We start from the raw sequence: 17339 nt of genomic DNA, 5'->3' as shown, positions 1-17339 counted from the left end.
TCCCCTTAGCGAATGTTAATCAGCGCATCAAAAATGGCATTCGCCGTCTGCAGAACCTGGGCATTGGCCAGATAATACTGCTGAAAACGTTGCAGATTGCCGTACTCTTCGTCGAGATTGACGCCAGAGATAGACTGCTGCTGATTAGAAAGTTGCGTCACCACATTACTTTGAGTAGTGCTGCTGGTTTTCAACGTGGCGGTTTTATTCCCGATATCGCTAACCAACGAGGCATAGGCATCGTTAAAGGATTTCCCCCCGCCGACCGTTTTGCCATTAGTTTGCAAATCCAGCAGCGCCTGACCATTGCGGTTGTCGCTTTCACCGGCAGTTTCGTCGCTTGCCATGGCGATTTTCGCTTCGTCAGTGATTAGTACATCCATATTGACGATGGCATCGCTTACCGGTTTCAACGTGAAGCTGTCGTTTGGTTTTGGCGTTCCGGTGAAGGTCAGTTCCAGACCATCAAATGAGACTTTACCGTCGGCATCCGGCACCACCGTAAAAGTGGTATTGCTGGCCAGACGGGTGACCTGCCACTGATTATCTTTGAACGAGATTTTGTAATCTGTCGCCAGCACAGCGGAACTATCGGTCACCGTAGCACCGATCGCGGAGCTTCCTTTGTTTTTGCTATTTTCCAGAACAGCGGGCTTACCAATAGCAAAGAAATCCTCCCCTTCTTTACCATTGGCATCATACCCCTTGTTATGTTGGGCATTGAAAGCCTCAGCAAATGCCAGCGCCAGTTGCCCGAGCGTATTACGCGTCTGGTCCAGGTCCTGAGAACGAAATGTCAGAATACCGCCCAGTGACCCCGTATTCAGTAATTTCTCCGGGATCTCAATATGTTCCGCCGTCCCATCAACATAAGCGACTGTCGTACGAGAAGGATCGGCACTGGATGGGACTGCTGCAAGCTGACGTGCCGAACTGCCCTGAACCAGCGAATACCCATTGGCCATAGTGATATTGTAAGTACCGCCATCCTGAACGCTGACCTCAACACCAACGATCTGGTTTAATTCACTCACCAGTTGATCGCGTTGATCAAGGAGATCGTTGGGTGAAGCCCCTGCTCCCACGCCTGTTAAACGGGAGATCTGATCGTTCAGGCTGGCGATTTGTTTGGCATAATTATTGATCTGGTCGACGCTGGCACCTATCGCGACATTGACCTGTTTGTCCTGGTCGCGCAGATACTGGTCGGTGGTTTTAAACTGATTTACCAGACCTTCCGCCTTGCCAATCAGCGCCTGCCGCGCAGCCGGATCTTCTGCGTTACTGACCAGCGTTTGCAAACTGGTAAAGAAGTCCTGCATTTGCGTTGCCAGCGACGTGGTGCTGCCAGAGAGCATATTGTCGATTTTCGACATTTGCTCATAACGGGAAGTCAGGCCGCTACTCTGGGTCTGGGCCGCACGTAACTGATTGGTAATAAACGCATCGTATTCACGCTGCACGCCAGAAACATAGACGCCATTGCCTCCCCAACCGCCCGCACCTAACGTACTGTTAGCCTGCGCCATAATGGTGGTTTGTCGGGTATATCCGGCAACGTTATAGCTGGAAATATTATTACTCGCCGTATTTAACGCCGCCTGGGCAGCGTTAAGTCCGCTCATGGCGTTATTAATCAAGCTGGACATGGAGGTTCCTTGTAAGCCTTCAATTACAGAGCATTATCGGCAGACACCCGCCGGACTTGAATTATTCAGAACAGATTATCGATACTCATACTGTAGGTTTTGCTCACCTTGTCGCTTACCGATTTCAATTGCTGAATCATATTGGTGAGTTTGCGGGCATACTCAGGATCGGTAGCATAGCCCGCGTCCTGTAATGCCTGCGCCCCCAACTCGGCGCTGGCAGCGCGAGTCACGGCGGCGTAGCGTGGATTACGGGTTAACAGCCCAACGTAATCTGACAATGCTTCGAAATAAGAACTGTAAACACGAAACTTCGCCTTAACTTTCTTCGCTTCGCCGTTTTCATATTCGGTAGTAGTGATTTCAGTAACTGGCCCTTTCCAGTTACCTGACGCTTTTACGCCAAACACGTTGTAGCTCGGCTCGCCATTTTCGCGACGAATTTGTCGTTGTCCCCATCCTGATTCCAGTGCAGCCTGGGCGAGAATCAGGTGATGTGGCACACCGCTTTGCTGACTTGCCAATTGAGCTGGCTGCGAGAGCTGTGCAAGGAACGCTTTGCTGTCACCAGGCAACAAAGCATCGAAATTGTGCGGTAAAGCTTTTTGCACCATCTGCTTGAGCGCTTTATTTTGAAAACTCATCACTGTTTCAAGTGGGAATTTCATCGGTCCGGCAGGCATTTCTTCTGCTGATAATGGCTGCTCTGGCGTCATCTGTTTTACCATCATCTCCGCAAGTCCCAGACCTTTGCCTGCTGTCATCTGTTGGGCTATCTGCTGGTCATACATGCTGGTGTAGAGCCGGGTATTCTCGCTGCTGAACAGGCCATCTTTCGGTAAGGCTTCACGCATACTTTTTAGCATCATCTGCACAAACATCCCTTCCACCTGGCGAGCTACCGGGCGAATATTTGCTGCTGGATCTTCGCCCGCTTTCGCTTTCAGATCGTTAAGTGATTGTGCATCCCAGGCGGCGCTCGCCAGCAGTTTGCTGTCGCTAATCATCAGATGATTTCCAGTTTTGCCCGCAGACATCCCGCGCTTTGCATAGATTGCAGTATGGACATTAAATCCATCGGGGTGGCTCCCAAGGCGTTGAGCGCGCGCACCACGTTATTGAGGCTGGCGCTGGAACGCACGCTTTGCAGCGAACCGCCGCTCTGGCGTAAGTCGATCTGTGTTTGTGGCGTTACCACGGTCTGCCCGCCACCAAACGGCGTATCTGGTTGGCTGACATTGGCCTGACGATTTACCGTAACCGAGAGATTGCCCTGCGCCACCGCGCAGCTGTCGAGGGTCACTTCACGATTCATCACCACCGAACCGGTGCGCGAGTTAATCACTACTTTGGCGTCCTGCGGGGTGACATTGACCTGCATATTCTGGATATCGGCAAGGAAACGCACCTGGGAACTATTACCGCTCGGCACGCGAACCTGAATAGTTCGGGCATCTAACGCCGTGGCACTGCCGAATCCTCGGGTGCGGTTGATGGTATCGGCGATCTGCTGTGCCATCGCGAAGTCTTCGTCATTTAGCTGCAAATTGAGGGTATTGCCAGCGCCGAATTGGCTGGGCAATTCGCGCTCAATAATCGCACCGTTGGTGATCCGCCCGCCATTCAGTTGGTTAACCTGAACACTGCTGCCTCCCGCTGATGCCCCCGCGCCACCGACCAGAATATTGCCCTGCGCCAGCGCATAAACCTGGCTGTCGACGCCCTTAAGCGGTGTCATCAACAACGTACCGCCACGCAAGCTTTTGGCATTACCCATGGAAGAAACCACCACATCGATGGTTTGCCCCTGGCGTCCAAACGGCGGAAGTGACGCCGTCACCATTACCGCAGCGACGTTTTTTAGCTGCATATTGGTGCCAGTCGGAACGGTAATTCCCAACTGTGAGAGCATGTTATTAAGTGTTTGAGTGGTAAACGGTGTCTGGGTCGTCTGATCGCCCGTACCGTCAAGGCCAACAACAAGACCATAACCAATCAGCGAGTTTTGTCGTACGCCCTGTACGCTGGTGAGATCGCGGATGCGGTCAGCCTGTGCAACGGTCGCTACCAGCAGAAGAATGAATACAGAGAGAAATTTAATCACCACAGCCTCACTTACATTGGCGACAGGTTAAGGAAGAAACGCTGTAACCAGCCCATGTTTTGTGCTTCGTTAATGTAGCCATTGCCAACGTACTCAATACGCGCGTCTGCCACCTGGGTTGACGGTACAGTGTTGCTGCCACTGATAGTGCGTGGATTGACCACGCCGGAGAAACGAATAAATTCCGTACCCTGATTAATGGCTATCTGTTTTTCGCCCACCACATGCAGGTTGCCGTTGACCAGCACCTGATCAACCGTCACGGTCAAGGTACCGCTAAAGGTATTGCTGGCATTCGCCCCGCCTTTACCATTGAAGCTATTACCGCCAGAGGCATCGACATCGGCACGGGCATTACCAAACAGCCCTTGCAAATAGCGCGGCACAGTATCAAACCCGAAGTTGGTTTTTCCGTCGCGGCTGGCATTAGCAGACGAACTCTTGCTGGCGCTGACATTCTCCTGCAACACGATAGTCAGCGTATCGCCGATATTGCGTGGTCGGCGATCTTCAAATAACGGCTGATAGCCATAATTAATCGGCTGGGCAGACTGAAAAATGGAACCATTGGCGACGGGCGTCGGGCCGGGTACAGGTTGTGCCGTGGTCACCCCCTGCACCAGTGGGGTAGACGGGATCCAGGCGCAGCCGGTCAGTGAAAGCACCAACAAGGTGGAAATGCCGTAAGTGTGCACAGCGTTTTTTTGCATGGCTATCATCTTCAAAAATCAATAAACCGGTAAGTTGCCCTACCGGTATGCTTTAGAGTTGCGTCAGTTTTTGCAGCATCTGGTCGGTGGTGGATACCGCTTTACTGTTGATTTCGTAGGCGCGCTGTACCTGAATCATGTTGACCAGTTCCTCCGCCACGTTGACGTTAGACGTTTCAACATATCCTTGATACAACAGCCCAGCGCCGTTCAGACCTGGCGTGCTTTCGTTCGGTGCGCCGGAGGATTGTGTTTCGGTGTAGAGGTTTTCGCCAATGCTCTCCAGGCCAGTGTCGTTCATAAAAGTGGTGAGATTGAGTTGTCCAACCTGAACCGGAGCAGCCTGGCCTTGCTGGGTAACGCTGACCACGCCATCACGACCAATGGTAATACTTAACGCATTCGCCGGAATGGTGATTGCTGGCTGCACCTGAAAACCGCCCGCCGTCACCAGTTGTCCGTTCTGATCCACCTGAAAAGAGCCGTCGCGGGTATAGGCTGATGAGCCATCCGGCAGCATGACCTGGAAAAAGCCCTGCCCTTTAATCGCCACATCTTTGCTGTTATTGGTTTGCGACAGGTTGCCCTGGCTGTGTAAGCGTTCAGTGGCGACCGGACGTACTCCCGTACCGATTTGTAACCCGGATGGCAAGGTAGTTTGTTCGGAAGACTGCGCGCCAGGCTGGCGAATAGTTTGATAAAGTAAATCTTCAAACACCGCCCGCTGGCGCTTGAAACCATTGGTACTGACGTTTGCCAGGTTGTTGGCAATGACGTCCATATTGGTTTGCTGGGCGTCAAGGCCCGTTTTGGCGATCCATAATGAACTGATCATAAAATGTCCTGTAGTGGATTGCTGACAAATCGCATATGTCTTCTTGCCGGATGCGGCGTAAACGCCTTATCCGGCCTACAAGAGCTCGCAAAATCAATAAATTGCGAATCATCCCGCAGGCCCGTCGGGCAACTTATGTTTGTCATGTATCCTTTCAATTAACTCATCGACAGCAGTTGGTTGGCGCGACCAGCGTTATCATCGACGCTGCTTATTACCTTCATCTGCATTTCAAAACGCCGCGCACTGGCAATCATGTCGCTCATTGCCGAAACGGCATTGACGTTGCTACCTTCCAGCACGCCCGACATCACCCGTAACGTCGGGTCAGCCTGTAACACCGGACCACGCGTGGCCTGACTTTCCGCACTCAAACGAAAGATCCCGTCATCACCACGCTGCACTTCACTGCCCATGGCTTTCACCAGTTTCAATCGTCCTACTGGCGCAACGGTATTTGCCGGATCGCCCGGATTGAGCGCCGAAATGGTGCCATCGGCGGCGATAGTAATTTCCGCCCCTTCCGGCACGGCAATCGGCCCCGCCTCGCCAATCACCGGATACCCCTGAATCGTCAGTTGTCCACCGGGATCAACCTGAATGCTGCCATTACGCGTATACCCCTCGCTGCCGTCAGCGGTTTGCACGGCCAGCCAGCCATCCTGCTGCAACGCAACATCCAGGGGGCGCGAGGTGTAATCCATCTTGCCGGACGTCATATCTGCACCTGGCGTAGATGCCGTCACCAGAGTGCGTGTGGGCAGAGAAAGCCCTTCCACCGGCACTGCGCGCAAGGCGTTTAACTGCGCGCGAAAACCGGGCGTGGAGGCATTCGCCAGATTGCTGGCGGTCACCGCCTGTTGATTCAGCGTCTGGCTGGCGGCGCCCATCGCGGTATAGATTGCGTGATCCATCGAGCTATCCCGTCAGCAATTAGCGTAAGTTAACCAGCGTGTTGAGGATCTGGTCCTGAGTTTTGATGGTCTGGGCGTTAGACTGATAGTTACGCTGGGCGACAATCATATTGACCAGTTCTTTGCTGAGATCGACGTTGGACGCTTCCAGGGCGCCGTTGGTCAGTGCGCCAAAATTGCCGGTCCCGGCGGTTCCCAGCAGCGCGACACCAGAAGATTGCGTTGCAGACCAGACGTTGTCCCCCTCTGATGCCAGCCCTTCGTTGTTGGCAAAGTTGGCCAGCACAATCTGCCCCAGCAATTGGGTTTGTTCGTTCGAATAGTTCCCGACTACCGTGCCGTCATCGTTGATTTGATAACTCACCAGATCGCCCGGTTTGTAACCGTTCTGGGTGGTTGCCACAATATTGTTAGCGCCGGTGTTTTGCTGCATAGAGTTGAGGAAGCTGAGGGAGAATGTTGCAGGATCCGCGCCATTAATCGCGCCAGTGGTAATATCCTTTGTTGGATCCGACGTCAGAACACCATTGGCATCAAATTCCAGTGTTGTCGCTATCGTTGCAATGCTGTTTGGAGCACTACTATCCTGGGTGTAGACATCCCAGGTATTATCTTGCGTCTTCACAAAGTAGACGCTCATGTCATGGGCATTACCCTGACTGTCATACACCGTTACCGAACCTTTTTTGTTATAGCTATCGGCATCACTGGCGCTGAATGGCGTAACGGTAGGAAGCGTATCACTGGAGTTAAGGTTAATCTGCATGGACGCCGTGGTCGTGGTCTTCGCCGCCATCAAGGTATTTGGAATCGAAATATTACCCGGATTCGCCCCTTGCTGGATGGTCGGAGGCGTACCGGTTGCCGGATACCCAGTCAACTGTAAACCTTGCATATTCACAAGGTTACGGTTTTCATCCAGTTTGAATTGCCCGTTACGGCTGTAAAACACCGAACCGTTACTGTCTACCAGACGGAAAAAACCGTTCTGGCTGATAGCAACGTCCAGCCCACGACCAGTATTTGTGGTCGTGCCATCGGTAAAATCCTGAGTGATGCCTGCAACTTTTACCCCCAGTCCCACTTTCGAACCAGCAAACATATCAGCAAAAGAAGCCGTGCCGGATTTAAAGCCATAGGTGGCGGAGTTGGCGATATTGTTGCCAATGACATCGAGATTGGTGGCGGCAGCGTTTAATCCGCTAACCGCTTGAGAAAAGGCCATGACTGACTCCTGAAATGTGAAGGCTTAAATTATCTGCCGTACTTCGTCGAGGGTGGTGGTGCCGTAAGTGCCGAGATCCAGCGTGTTACCGTTATTGCCGCGAATCACGCCCTGTACCAGCGCAAACTGCAATGGCTGGGCAACCAACTGCGTACCGCCGTTGCTGGCACTAATTGCCACGTTATAAGAACCGTTCGGCGCGGTCGTACCATCAGTCAACGTGCCGTCCCAGGTGAAACTGTGGACTCCGGCGCTGAGCTCACCAATATCAATGGTGCGCACAACTGCGCCATTTTTATCGGTTATGGTCGCGGTCACTTTGTCTGCGGCCTGTTGCAGCTCAACACCAAACGGCGTGGTGGTGGTCACCGCCCCTTCTTCACTGCCAGTACCGGCAAGAATGGTGGTGCCGGGGATCATCACGCCGTGACCAATCAGGTTGCTGGCCTGTAGCGACTGGCTGTTATCAATCTGCCCGGAAATCGAACCGAGTGTGGTGTTGAGCTTTTCAATCCCGCTGACCGTGCTGATTTGCGCCAGTTGTGACGTCAGCTCGTTGTTTTCCATTGGATTGGTCGGATCCTGGTTTTTCAGTTGCGCCACCAGCAAAGTCAGAAAGCTGCTCTGTAAATCGGCGGCGTTACTGCCCGTAATCGAACTACTGCTGGTAGTGCTGACGCCGGTATTTGTCGGATCGGTGGTGGTTACCGCAATGGACATGGCTTTCTCCTTTATTGACCGAGCGTGAGGGTTTTCAGCATCATGCTTTTCACCGTGTTGAGCACTTCAACATTAGCCTGATAGCTGCGCGACGCCGACATGGTGTTAACCATCTCGCCTACCACATCGACGTTTGGCATTTTCACGTAGCCCTTCGCGTCCGCCAGCGGATTACCCGGTTCATAGACCAGTTTGTCCGGGGCCTGGCTTTCAATCACGTCAGCCACTTTGACTCCGCCCGTCGCAGCCCCTGGCGCGGCGTTCACCTGGAACACCACCTGTTTTGCCCGATACGGCTGACCATCTGGCCCCGTCACGCTGTCGGCGTTGGCCAGGTTGCTGGCAGCCACGTTCAGACGCTGAGACTGAGCGGTTAACGCCGATCCGGCGATATCAAAAATATTCAGCAGTGCCATCCGTTAATTTCCGCTTTGTAATACGTTCATCATGCCTTTGATTTGCCCGCTCAACGCGCTAAGGCTCATCTGGTATTGCAGGCTGTTATCGGCAAACTGGGTGCGTTCGCGATCCATATCCACGGTATTGCCGTCCAGTGAAGGCTGGTCCGGAATACGGTATTGCAATTCTGTGGCAGGAGGTGACAACGCCTGTGCTGGAATATGCTGCGACGAGGTCAACGTCAGCGCGACCACGCTGGTTTCATCTCTCCCGCGCTGCATCACTTTTTTAAGTTCACTGGCAAAATCCATATCGCGCGCCTGATAACCAGGGGTATCGGCATTGGCGATATTTGCCGCCAGCACTTCCTGACGCTGGGCGCGCAGATTGAGTGCCTCTTGTTGAAAACGTAAGGCGGCGTCGAGCTTATCGAGCATATCGAGCATATCTCCTCCGCAGATATCAAAATTCTGCCGTCAGCTTAAAGGCTTTACGCGCGCGTTATCGGCGGAATAAAAGCAAAATGGGTTGCTATTTATGCCGTTGATGGTCATTGCGTACGGGTACAATTCAGGCTGTGAAAATGGCCGGGGGCAAAAATGCTGACAATAATGCGCTGTGTGGCGATCATCTCGATGTTGTTCAGTCCACTTAGTGCGGCTGGCGATTTTCCCTCACAATTGCAAACCTTTTTCGTTGCACAACTGGCAGGGCTAAGTGATGAGGTCAACGTCTCTATTCGTACTGCTCCCAATTTATTGCCGCCATGCGAACAGCCGCTGCTTTCCATGACTAATAACGCCCGCCTGTGGGGCAATGTGAATGTGCTGGCACGTTGTGGCAACGATAAGCATTACGTGCAAGTGAATGTACAGGCGACAGGGAATTATGTTGTTGCAGCAATGCCTGTTGTGCGTGGGGGAAAGCTTGACGCTGGCAGTGTAAAACTTAAACGTGGCAGACTGGATACACTACCGCCGCGTACCGTTCTGGATGTTAATCAACTGGTTGATGCGGTTAGCCTGCGCGATTTGGTCCCCGAACAACCTATACAGCTGACTATGCTGCGTCAGGCCTGGCGGGTAAAAGCAGGACAACGCGTTAACGTGATTGCCAGTGGCGATGGGTTCAGTGCAAATGCTGAAGGTCTGGCGCTGAATAACGCTTCTGTCGCGCAAAAAGCCCGCGTGAGAATGATATCGGGTCAGGTAGTCAGTGGCGTAGTGGATGCCGATGGGAATATTCTTATAAACCTGTAAGCTATTAAAGATTGCCCGTCCATTGCCGATAAATAAGCAACAAATGATAAAGCGCCCTCAATGAGGAATAAACCATGAGTATTGACCGCACTTCCCCCCTGAAGCCTGTAAGCACCGTTCAGCCACGTGAAACCAGTGACGCTCCGGTAGCCAATACCCGCGCAGCAAAAACGACGGCTACCGCCAGTACTAACGTCAAGTTAAGCGATGCGCAGGCCACACTGATACAACCGGGCAGCAGTGATATCAATCTTGAACGCGTTGAAGCATTAAAATTGGCGATTCGTAATGGTGAACTAAAAATGGATGTCGGCAAAATTGCCGATGCGCTGATCAACGAAGTGCAACAAGATTTAATGAGTAAATAATCAGATGCCGCGTCTTGCTGAGATTCTCAACCAGATGTCTGTGGTGCTTAACGAGCTTAATATAGTGATGGTCCAGGAGCAGCAACATCTCTCTATGGGGCAGTTCACCGGTAGCCAGTTGCAACATATTACAGAACAAAAAAGCTCAATGCTGGCGACTCTGGATTACCTGGAACAGCTGCGTCGACAGGCACCGGATACAGAAATAAGTGAAGATATTGCGCAATGCTGGCAGGAAATCACCGAGAAAACGCAGCAATTGCGCCAGTTAAATCAGCATAACGGCTGGCTACTGGAAGGGCAGATTGAGCGCAATCAACAGGCACTGGAAATGCTGAAACCGCATCAGGAGCCGACACTGTACGGGGCGAACGGTCAGACCTCAACACCCTGGCGCGGTGGTAAAAAGATTTCTATTTGAAGATTTTCTCCGGCCTGCGATGCAGGCCGGAATTCTACGTTAAGCAGTGCGACGAGCAAATTCTTTTACTTTGAAGCCCAACACGGCCAGTGCGGCAAAGTACGCTGCAATTCCCGCAACAACGACCGCCATCAAACGCAGTAAACGCCAGGGCATAGTGCCTAACGACCAGTCCGGCATAATATGCAACATGCCTAAAAGCACACCAGACATCACCAGAACCGCCACGAGTAAACGCAGCAGAAACGCAGTCCAGCCGGGTTGTGGAGTAAAGATTTTCTGCTTACGCAACTGCCAGTAAAGCAGCGAAGCATTCAGACACGCCGCCAGACCAATGGAAAGCGACAGTCCGGCATGTTTCAACGGGCCGATAAATGCAAGGTTCATCAATTGCGTCAAAATCAGCGTGACGATGGCAATTTTCACCGGCGTTTTAATATCCTGCCGTGAATAAAAGCCCGGAGCCAGCACTTTCACCACAATCAGGCCAATCAAACCTACCGAGTAGGCAATTAACGCCCGCTGGGTCATCAACGCATCAAAGGCGGTAAATTTACCGTACTGGAACAGCGAAACAGTTAACGGACCGGAGAGGATGCCCAGCGCCACCGCACTTGGCAGCGCCAGCAGGAAACAAAGACGCAGCCCCCAGTCCATCAGACGGTTGTATTCATCGTGATTACCGCTGGCAAAACTTTTCGACAGCGACGGCAGCAAAATGGTCCCCAGCGCCACGCCCAGTACACCAGACGGAAACTCCATCAAACGGTCGGCGTAATACATCCATGACACCGAGCCGGAGGCAAGAAATGAGGCAAAAATAGTGTTGATGATTAAGGAAATCTGGCTAACAGAGACGCCAAGAATCGCCGGTCCCATCTGTTTCACTACGCGCATCGCCCCGGCATCGTGGAAGTTAATGCGCGGCAATACCAACATGCCAATCTTCTTCAGATGCGGTAGCTGATAAACCAGTTGCAGGATGCCGCCCACCGTAACTGCCCACGCCAGCGCCAGCACGGGTGGATTAAAGTACGGCGCAGCAAACAGCGCAAAGCCAATCATGCTGATGTTGAGTAACGTTGGGGCAAATGCCGGAATCGAGAAACGGTTCCAGGTATTCAGAATTGCCCCCACCAGCGATGCCAGTGAAATCAATAAGATATAAGGAAAGGTAATCTGTAATAACTGGCTGGTAAGTGCGAATTTGTCGGCAGTATCCGCAAAGCCCGGCGCAGTTACCATGATCACCCACGGTGCGGCGAGCATACCGGCGACCGTCACAACCGCCAGCGCCAGTGTCAGCAGGCCAGAGACATAGGAGACAAAGACCCGCGTGGCGTCTTCGCCCTGCTTGCTTTTATATTCCGCCAGAATTGGCACGAAAGCCTGGGAGAATGCCCCTTCAGCAAAGATACGGCGTAACAAGTTAGGAAGTTTGAACGCGACAAAAAAGGCGTCGGTTGCCATCCCTGCGCCAAAGATTCTGGCGACAATAGCGTCGCGTGCGAAGCCAAGCACACGCGAAAACATGGTCATCGAGCTGACGGCGGCCAGCGATTTTAATAAATTCATCGGTGTTCTAATCCAGACCCACGGCAAAACGCCTGCAAGGCAGGCGCTGAAAGAGGCGAATAGTCTACCTGGATTATGGTGAATTGCTACCGCCAGATGTTACAGGGTTTATTCACTCATCGCATCGCGCCAGATCTTATCAACGATGCGCTGCGCCAGCACCGCCTGTTCACCCGCGGTTTGCGGAACTGTCTGATTTTGCACGCATTCAATGAAATGGCGCGCACAACCGACAAATCCACGCTGCTCGAGGGTACTTTGCCAGCCAGGAATCGGTTTATGCACCACGCCCTGCCCGCGCTCCTCACGCCATTCACGCATATCGGTGATGTCGATTAATGCCCCTTCAGTCACTGCCAGCACCGCTTCACGCTGACTTCCGGCACGACGATGCATACAGGTGGTGATTTGTAACTGACCTGCCGAAAAATGGTGCTCGGCAAACAGCATTTCGCCGGACTCATTGGTCAGCAACGTACCGCTTTCGAGAGTTGCATTGCCGCCAGACAACCACAGCGCGGTATCAACCACATGCAAATAATCATCCAGCAAGGTGAAATAAAGATCGTGTGGCCCGACGCTATTGGTACGATGTTTATCCATTCTTAGCGAGGACGCGCTGGCAAGTTGTGTTTTTAGCTCACAGTACAGCGGCGCGAAACGGCGGTTAAAGCCGACCATCAGTGTCAGTTTTTTGCGCGCTGCGAGTTCAACCAGTCGCTCGGCATCGCGCAGATTTTCCGCCAGCGGTTTATCGACACAGACATGTACACCTGCATTTAATAATGCACTGACCACCTCAAAATGACTGGCGGTGCTGGAGTGGACAAATACCGCATCGCAACTGGCGGCAAGGTTAGATAACGAATCGGCGTAAGGAATGCGCCAGCTTTCACAAATTGAGATGGCTTTCTCACGCGTTGGCGACCACGCCCCTTGTAGCGTCCAGTCAGACGCCGCTGCCAGCACTGGCAGCCACGCTTTTTGCGCGATGCCGCCTAAACCCACTACGCCGATACGTAATTTTTTCACGTTAATCTCCCAGATGGGCCAGCAACGAATCAAGACGCTGTTTCAGTTCTGCCACCTCGATTTCCAGGGCTTCGACGCGGGATTGTAAATCACCGCCAACCGCGTCCGACGTTTCCGTAAGCACAGGCTGATCATCCACCTCGCCACTGAAAAGATGCATATAGCGGCTTTCGCGTTTACCCGGTTCGCGAGCCAGACGAACGACAAAAGGCCCATCTTCGCGATTAGCCAGTTGTTCCAGCGTCGTTTCTACTTCCGTCATATCGCTGAATTCATACATCCGCGCCGCGCGACTGCGCAGTTCACCTGGCGTCTGAGCACCACGCAACAACAAGGTGGTAATTAATGCGACTTCCGCGGCGCTAAATTTCAGGTCACCAAACTCAGAGTTGCAGAAACGCTGTTCATATTTGGTGACTCGATTAGCAAAGCCACTCACCGTGCGCAGATAATGGCGTTTTACCAGATTATCCAGTTGCTCCTGCACCTCGGATTCGCTCAGATTCATTACCGGTTCACGGTTTGTTTTCTGGTTACAGGCCGTTACCACGCCATTCACGGAAAGCGGGTATTGCTCTGGCGTCGTCACCTGTTTTTCCAGCAAACAGCCAATCACACGGGCTTCCAGTGCGGTAAGTTGATACTTCATGAAATTCTCCTTAGCGGCCGGGCGTCCAGTCCGGGGTGGTTAATGCCGTCAGTACGTGATCGCGCCATTTTCCATCAATCAACAAATAATCTTTCGCATAGCCTTCTTTTTCAAACCCCAACCGCGCCAGCAAATCACCGCTGCGTTTATTGTGCGGCATATAGTTGGCCATAATGCGATGAATATGTTGGGTACGTTGCATATAGCGAATGGCGGCGGTCAGAGCTTCAAACATCAGTCCTTTACCCTGCCATTTTTGTCCGATCGAATAACCGAGATAACAGGCGTGAAAAGAGCCGCGTACCACATTGGAAAAATTGGCTACGCCGATAATCTCTTTCTCATCTGGATCAAATAATCCAAAGTAAAAGGCTGAGCCCTGTTTATGAAATTCGTTAATCATGCTTAACCTGGCCTGCCAGCCTGAAGGATAGCAGTGGCTTTCATCGCGCACCGGCTCCCAGGGCTTCAGGAAATGGCGATTCTCTGCGTAATAATCCGCCAGTCGCCAGGCATCACGTTCATGCACCAGACGCACGACCAGTCGGTCGGTGGTTAAGCGCACTTTTGGCACGTTACTGCGATAGCCAAACATTCTATACCTACTCCTTCCCGTAACGTCTTTAATACGCTGTAAGTATTACTATACCTGCGCAACCAGAGCCTGTGAAAAGTCCAAAATGCCATTTTCTGCATTATTCACATATTTGATAAAAACTCTCTATCAAAGCGACGTTTTGATAAAAAAATATTGTCCCCGATATGATGGGAAAAATCTTAGCAGCAATGCAGAATAGAAAGTGCTCATCTTTTATTTCCCGGGAGGGGAAATGTCGCGCGTGTCGCAGGCGAGGAACCTGGGTAAATATTTCCTTCTCGTCGATAATATGCTGGTCGTGCTGGGGTTCTTTGTTGTCTTCCCGCTGATCTCTATCCGCTTCGTTGATCAAATGGGCTGGGCCGCCGTAATGGTCGGTATTGCCCTCGGTCTGCGTCAGTTCATTCAGCAAGGATTAGGCATTTTCGGCGGTGCTATTGCCGACCGTTTTGGCGCTAAACCGATGATCGTTACCGGTATGCTGATGCGCGCCGCCGGATTCGCCACCATGGGCATCGCCCATGAGCCCTGGATGCTGTGGTTTTCTTGTTTGCTCTCGGGCCTCGGCGGTACGTTATTTGATCCGCCGCGTTCGGCGCTGGTGGTGAAATTAATTCGTCCGGAACAACGGGGCCGTTTTTTCTCCCTGTTGATGATGCAGGACAGTGCCGGTGCGGTCATTGGCGCGCTGTTGGGGAGTTGGTTATTGCAATACGATTTTCGCCTGGTCTGCGCCACGGGGGCAATTCTGTTTGTATTGTGTGCAGCGTTTAACGCCTGGCTGTTGCCCGCATGGAAACTCTCTACCGTGCGCACGCCAGTCCGCGAAGGCATGACCCGCGTGATGCGCGATAAACGTTTTGTCACCTATGTCCTGACACTCGCGGGCTACTACATGCTGGCTGTGCAGGTGATGTTGATGCTGCCGATTATGGTCAACGACGTTGCCGGAGCGCCCTCTGCCGTTAAATGGATGTATGCCATCGAAGCGTGTCTGTCGTTAACGTTGCTCTACCCTATCGCCCGCTGGAGCGAAAAGCGTTTTCGTCTGGAACACCGGTTGATGGCGGGGCTACTGGTGATGTCATTAAGCATGATACCCGTGGGCATGGTCAGTGGCCTGCAACAACTTTTCACCCTGATTTGTCTGTTTTATATTGGCTCGATCATTGCCGAACCTGCGCGTGAAACTCTTAGCGCCTCGTTAGCGGATGCACGAGCGCGCGGCAGTTATATGGGATTTAGTCGGCTGGGCCTGGCAATAGGCGGCGCTATTGGCTATATCGGCGGCGGCTGGCTGTTTGACCTGGGTAAATCCACGCAACAACCGGAGTTGCCGTGGATGATGTTGGGCGTTATTGGCATCATCACCTTCCTTGCGTTGGGCTGGCAATTTAGCCATAAACGTGCCGCGCGTCGGTTGCTGGAACACGACGCCTGATTTGATACTCCCCCCTGACTCCTCCATACTGAAAGTGAACTGACAGCCAAATGGAGGAGTCACGTGAAGCTATATATTTACGATCACTGCCCTTACTGCCTCAAAGCCCGCATGATTTTCGGCCTGAAAAATATCCCCGTCGAATTACACGTTCTGCTCAACGACGATGCAGAAACACCCACCCGGATGGTCGGTCAAAAACAGGTTCCCATTCTGCAAAAAGATGACAGCCGCTATATGCCAGAAAGCATGGACATTGTTCACTATGTTGATAAGCTCGACGGCAAACCGTTACTGACGGGTAAACGCTCCCCTGCCATTGAAGAGTGGCTGCGCAAGGTCAACGGCTATGCCAATAAACTGCTGTTGCCGCGTTTTGCCAAATCGGCTTTTGATGAGTTTTCTACTCCCGCCGCACGCAAATACTTCATCGACAAGAAAGAGGCCAGCGCGGGTAATTTTGCCGAGCTTCTCTCTCATTCTGATGGGTTAATTAAAAATATCAGCGATGATTTACGTGCACTGGATAAACTCATCGTCAAGCCAAACGCCGTGAATGGCGAGCTTTCGGAAGATGACATTCAACTTTTTCCGCTGCTGCGTAATCTGACGCTGGTTGCAGGAATAAACTGGCCAAGCCGCGTCGCTGATTACCGCGATAACATGGCCAAACAGACGCAAATCAATTTGCTATCATCAATGGCGATTTAATCCTGGCCTGCCGCGGCAGCCTGTATTCGCGGGTTGCCGCTGTTTTCAGTTTTTTCTGCTGGCGAGTTTATCGCTGGTGACACATGCTGCGTTGTGTCAGGATATTGACGCAGATTTCATGTCGAGGACTACCATGAACAAGTTTTTATTTGCCGCTGCATTAATCGTCAGTGGCCTGCTCGTTGGCTGTAATCAACTCACCCAATACACCATCACCGAACAAGAGATTAACCAGTCGCTTGCGAAACATAATAATTTCTCAAAAGATATCGGTTTGCCCGGCGTGGCTGACGCCCATATAGTTCTGACAAACCTGACCAGCCAAATTGGTCGTGAAGAACCTAATAAGGTTACCCTAACCGGGGACGCCAATCTGGATATGAACTCTCTGTTCGGTAGCCAAAAAGCAACCATGAAACTGAAGCTGAAAGCGCTGCCTGTGTTTGATAAAGAGAAAGGCGCCATCTTCCTGAAAGAGATGGAAGTGGTCGACGCGACCGTGCAGCCGGAAAAAATGCAAACCGTGATGCAAACGTTACTTCCCTATTTGAATCAGGCATTACGCAATTACTTTAACCAGCAGCCGGCTTACGTCCTGCGCGAAGATGGCAGCAAAGGCGAAGCAATGGCTAAAAAACTGGCAAAAGGCATTGAAGTGAAACCAGGTGAAATAGTCATTCCGTTCACTGATTAATTACGAGGGCGTATTTGCGCCCTTTATTTTTCGTG

General features: G+C 52.1%; 20 protein-coding genes. 6 read left to right on the top strand and 14 right to left on the bottom strand.

Going from position 1 to position 17339, the window contains the following annotated elements:
• Positions 1 to 5 precede the first annotated feature (5 nt).
• The 10 genes from flgK to flgB all read right to left on the bottom strand — a co-directional run bounded on the left by flgK (position 6) and on the right by flgB (position 8993).
• Positions 6 to 1649 (bottom strand): flagellar hook-associated protein FlgK, encoded by a 1644-nt coding sequence (gene flgK / locus D9741_RS12365; protein WP_130215890.1) that lies wholly within the window; start codon positions 1647 to 1649, stop codon positions 6 to 8.
• A gap of 65 nt (positions 1650 to 1714) precedes the next feature.
• Complete coding sequence (gene flgJ, locus D9741_RS12360; RefSeq protein WP_130215888.1) at positions 1715 to 2656, bottom strand: flagellar assembly peptidoglycan hydrolase FlgJ; 942 nt, start codon at positions 2654 to 2656, stop codon at positions 1715 to 1717.
• A complete protein-coding gene (gene flgI, locus D9741_RS12355) occupies positions 2656 to 3753 on the bottom strand; it encodes a flagellar basal body P-ring protein FlgI (protein ID WP_130215886.1) in 1098 nt (365 codons plus the stop codon). Before flgI ends, flgJ begins: the two co-directional genes overlap by 1 nt.
• A gap of 11 nt (positions 3754 to 3764) precedes the next feature.
• Entirely contained in the window at positions 3765 to 4463 is a 699-nt protein-coding gene (gene flgH, locus D9741_RS12350; protein ID WP_130215884.1) for a flagellar basal body L-ring protein FlgH, read from the bottom strand.
• 52 nt (positions 4464 to 4515) lie between these two features.
• On the bottom strand, positions 4516 to 5298 hold the full coding sequence (flgG, locus tag D9741_RS12345; protein WP_000625837.1) for a flagellar basal-body rod protein FlgG: 783 nt from the start codon (positions 5296 to 5298) through the stop codon (positions 4516 to 4518).
• 158 nt (positions 5299 to 5456) lie between these two features.
• Complete coding sequence (flgF, locus tag D9741_RS12340) at positions 5457 to 6212, bottom strand: flagellar basal-body rod protein FlgF (protein ID WP_130215882.1); 756 nt, start codon at positions 6210 to 6212, stop codon at positions 5457 to 5459.
• A 19-nt stretch (positions 6213 to 6231) separates the two neighbouring features.
• Complete coding sequence (gene flgE / locus D9741_RS12335; RefSeq protein ID WP_130215880.1) at positions 6232 to 7437, bottom strand: flagellar hook protein FlgE; 1206 nt, start codon at positions 7435 to 7437, stop codon at positions 6232 to 6234.
• A 24-nt stretch (positions 7438 to 7461) separates the two neighbouring features.
• Positions 7462 to 8157: a flagellar hook assembly protein FlgD gene (flgD, locus tag D9741_RS12330; protein ID WP_064528545.1), complete on the bottom strand. Its 696-nt coding sequence runs from the start codon at positions 8155 to 8157 to the stop codon at positions 7462 to 7464.
• An 11-nt stretch (positions 8158 to 8168) separates the two neighbouring features.
• Complete coding sequence (flgC, locus tag D9741_RS12325; RefSeq protein WP_001196460.1) at positions 8169 to 8573, bottom strand: flagellar basal body rod protein FlgC; 405 nt, start codon at positions 8571 to 8573, stop codon at positions 8169 to 8171.
• 3 nt (positions 8574 to 8576) lie between these two features.
• Positions 8577 to 8993 (bottom strand): flagellar basal body rod protein FlgB, encoded by a 417-nt coding sequence (gene flgB / locus D9741_RS12320; protein WP_130216143.1) that lies wholly within the window; start codon positions 8991 to 8993, stop codon positions 8577 to 8579.
• Positions 8994 to 9155: 162 nt separating this feature from the next.
• Between flgB and flgA the strand changes: the two genes are divergently transcribed.
• From flgA to flgN, 3 genes are all read left to right on the top strand, one after another.
• Positions 9156 to 9815, top strand: a complete 660-nt coding sequence (gene flgA / locus D9741_RS12315; protein ID WP_130215878.1) for a flagellar basal body P-ring formation chaperone FlgA — start codon at positions 9156 to 9158, stop codon at positions 9813 to 9815.
• 74 nt (positions 9816 to 9889) lie between these two features.
• Positions 9890 to 10183 (top strand): flagellar biosynthesis anti-sigma factor FlgM, encoded by a 294-nt coding sequence (gene flgM, locus D9741_RS12310; RefSeq protein WP_130215876.1) that lies wholly within the window; start codon positions 9890 to 9892, stop codon positions 10181 to 10183.
• 4 nt (positions 10184 to 10187) lie between these two features.
• Positions 10188 to 10604, top strand: coding sequence for a flagella biosynthesis chaperone FlgN (gene flgN / locus D9741_RS12305; protein ID WP_130205509.1), 417 nt, complete (start codon positions 10188 to 10190; stop codon positions 10602 to 10604).
• A 39-nt stretch (positions 10605 to 10643) separates the two neighbouring features.
• On the opposite strand, the gene murJ is transcribed toward flgN, so the two are convergent.
• The 4 genes from murJ to rimJ all read right to left on the bottom strand — a co-directional run bounded on the left by murJ (position 10644) and on the right by rimJ (position 14455).
• Positions 10644 to 12179 (bottom strand): murein biosynthesis integral membrane protein MurJ, encoded by a 1536-nt coding sequence (gene murJ / locus D9741_RS12300; protein ID WP_130205507.1) that lies wholly within the window; start codon positions 12177 to 12179, stop codon positions 10644 to 10646.
• A 108-nt stretch (positions 12180 to 12287) separates the two neighbouring features.
• Entirely contained in the window at positions 12288 to 13211 is a 924-nt protein-coding gene (locus D9741_RS12295) for a Gfo/Idh/MocA family oxidoreductase (RefSeq protein ID WP_130215874.1), read from the bottom strand.
• Position 13212: 1 nt separating this feature from the next.
• Positions 13213 to 13860, bottom strand: coding sequence for a YceH family protein (locus tag D9741_RS12290; protein ID WP_130215872.1), 648 nt, complete (start codon positions 13858 to 13860; stop codon positions 13213 to 13215).
• Positions 13861 to 13870: 10 nt separating this feature from the next.
• A complete protein-coding gene (gene rimJ / locus D9741_RS12285; RefSeq protein ID WP_130205501.1) occupies positions 13871 to 14455 on the bottom strand; it encodes a ribosomal protein S5-alanine N-acetyltransferase in 585 nt (194 codons plus the stop codon).
• 235 nt (positions 14456 to 14690) lie between these two features.
• Here rimJ and mdtH point away from each other — a divergent pair, with 235 nt between their 5' ends.
• The 3 genes from mdtH to D9741_RS12270 all read left to right on the top strand — a co-directional run bounded on the left by mdtH (position 14691) and on the right by D9741_RS12270 (position 17304).
• On the top strand, positions 14691 to 15899 hold the full coding sequence (gene mdtH, locus D9741_RS12280; RefSeq protein WP_130215870.1) for a multidrug efflux MFS transporter MdtH: 1209 nt from the start codon (positions 14691 to 14693) through the stop codon (positions 15897 to 15899).
• 63 nt (positions 15900 to 15962) lie between these two features.
• A complete protein-coding gene (gene grxB, locus D9741_RS12275) occupies positions 15963 to 16610 on the top strand; it encodes a glutaredoxin 2 (protein ID WP_064670262.1) in 648 nt (215 codons plus the stop codon).
• A 133-nt stretch (positions 16611 to 16743) separates the two neighbouring features.
• Positions 16744 to 17304 (top strand): lipoprotein, encoded by a 561-nt coding sequence (locus D9741_RS12270; protein WP_032183927.1) that lies wholly within the window; start codon positions 16744 to 16746, stop codon positions 17302 to 17304.
• Positions 17305 to 17339 lie beyond the last annotated feature (35 nt).

Source organism: Escherichia sp. E14V7 (assembly GCF_004212225.1).
Lineage (GTDB): Bacteria > Pseudomonadota > Gammaproteobacteria > Enterobacterales > Enterobacteriaceae > Escherichia.
The sequence above is the reverse complement of the archived record's forward strand: the minus strand, read 5'-3'. Positions and strand labels throughout refer to the sequence as shown.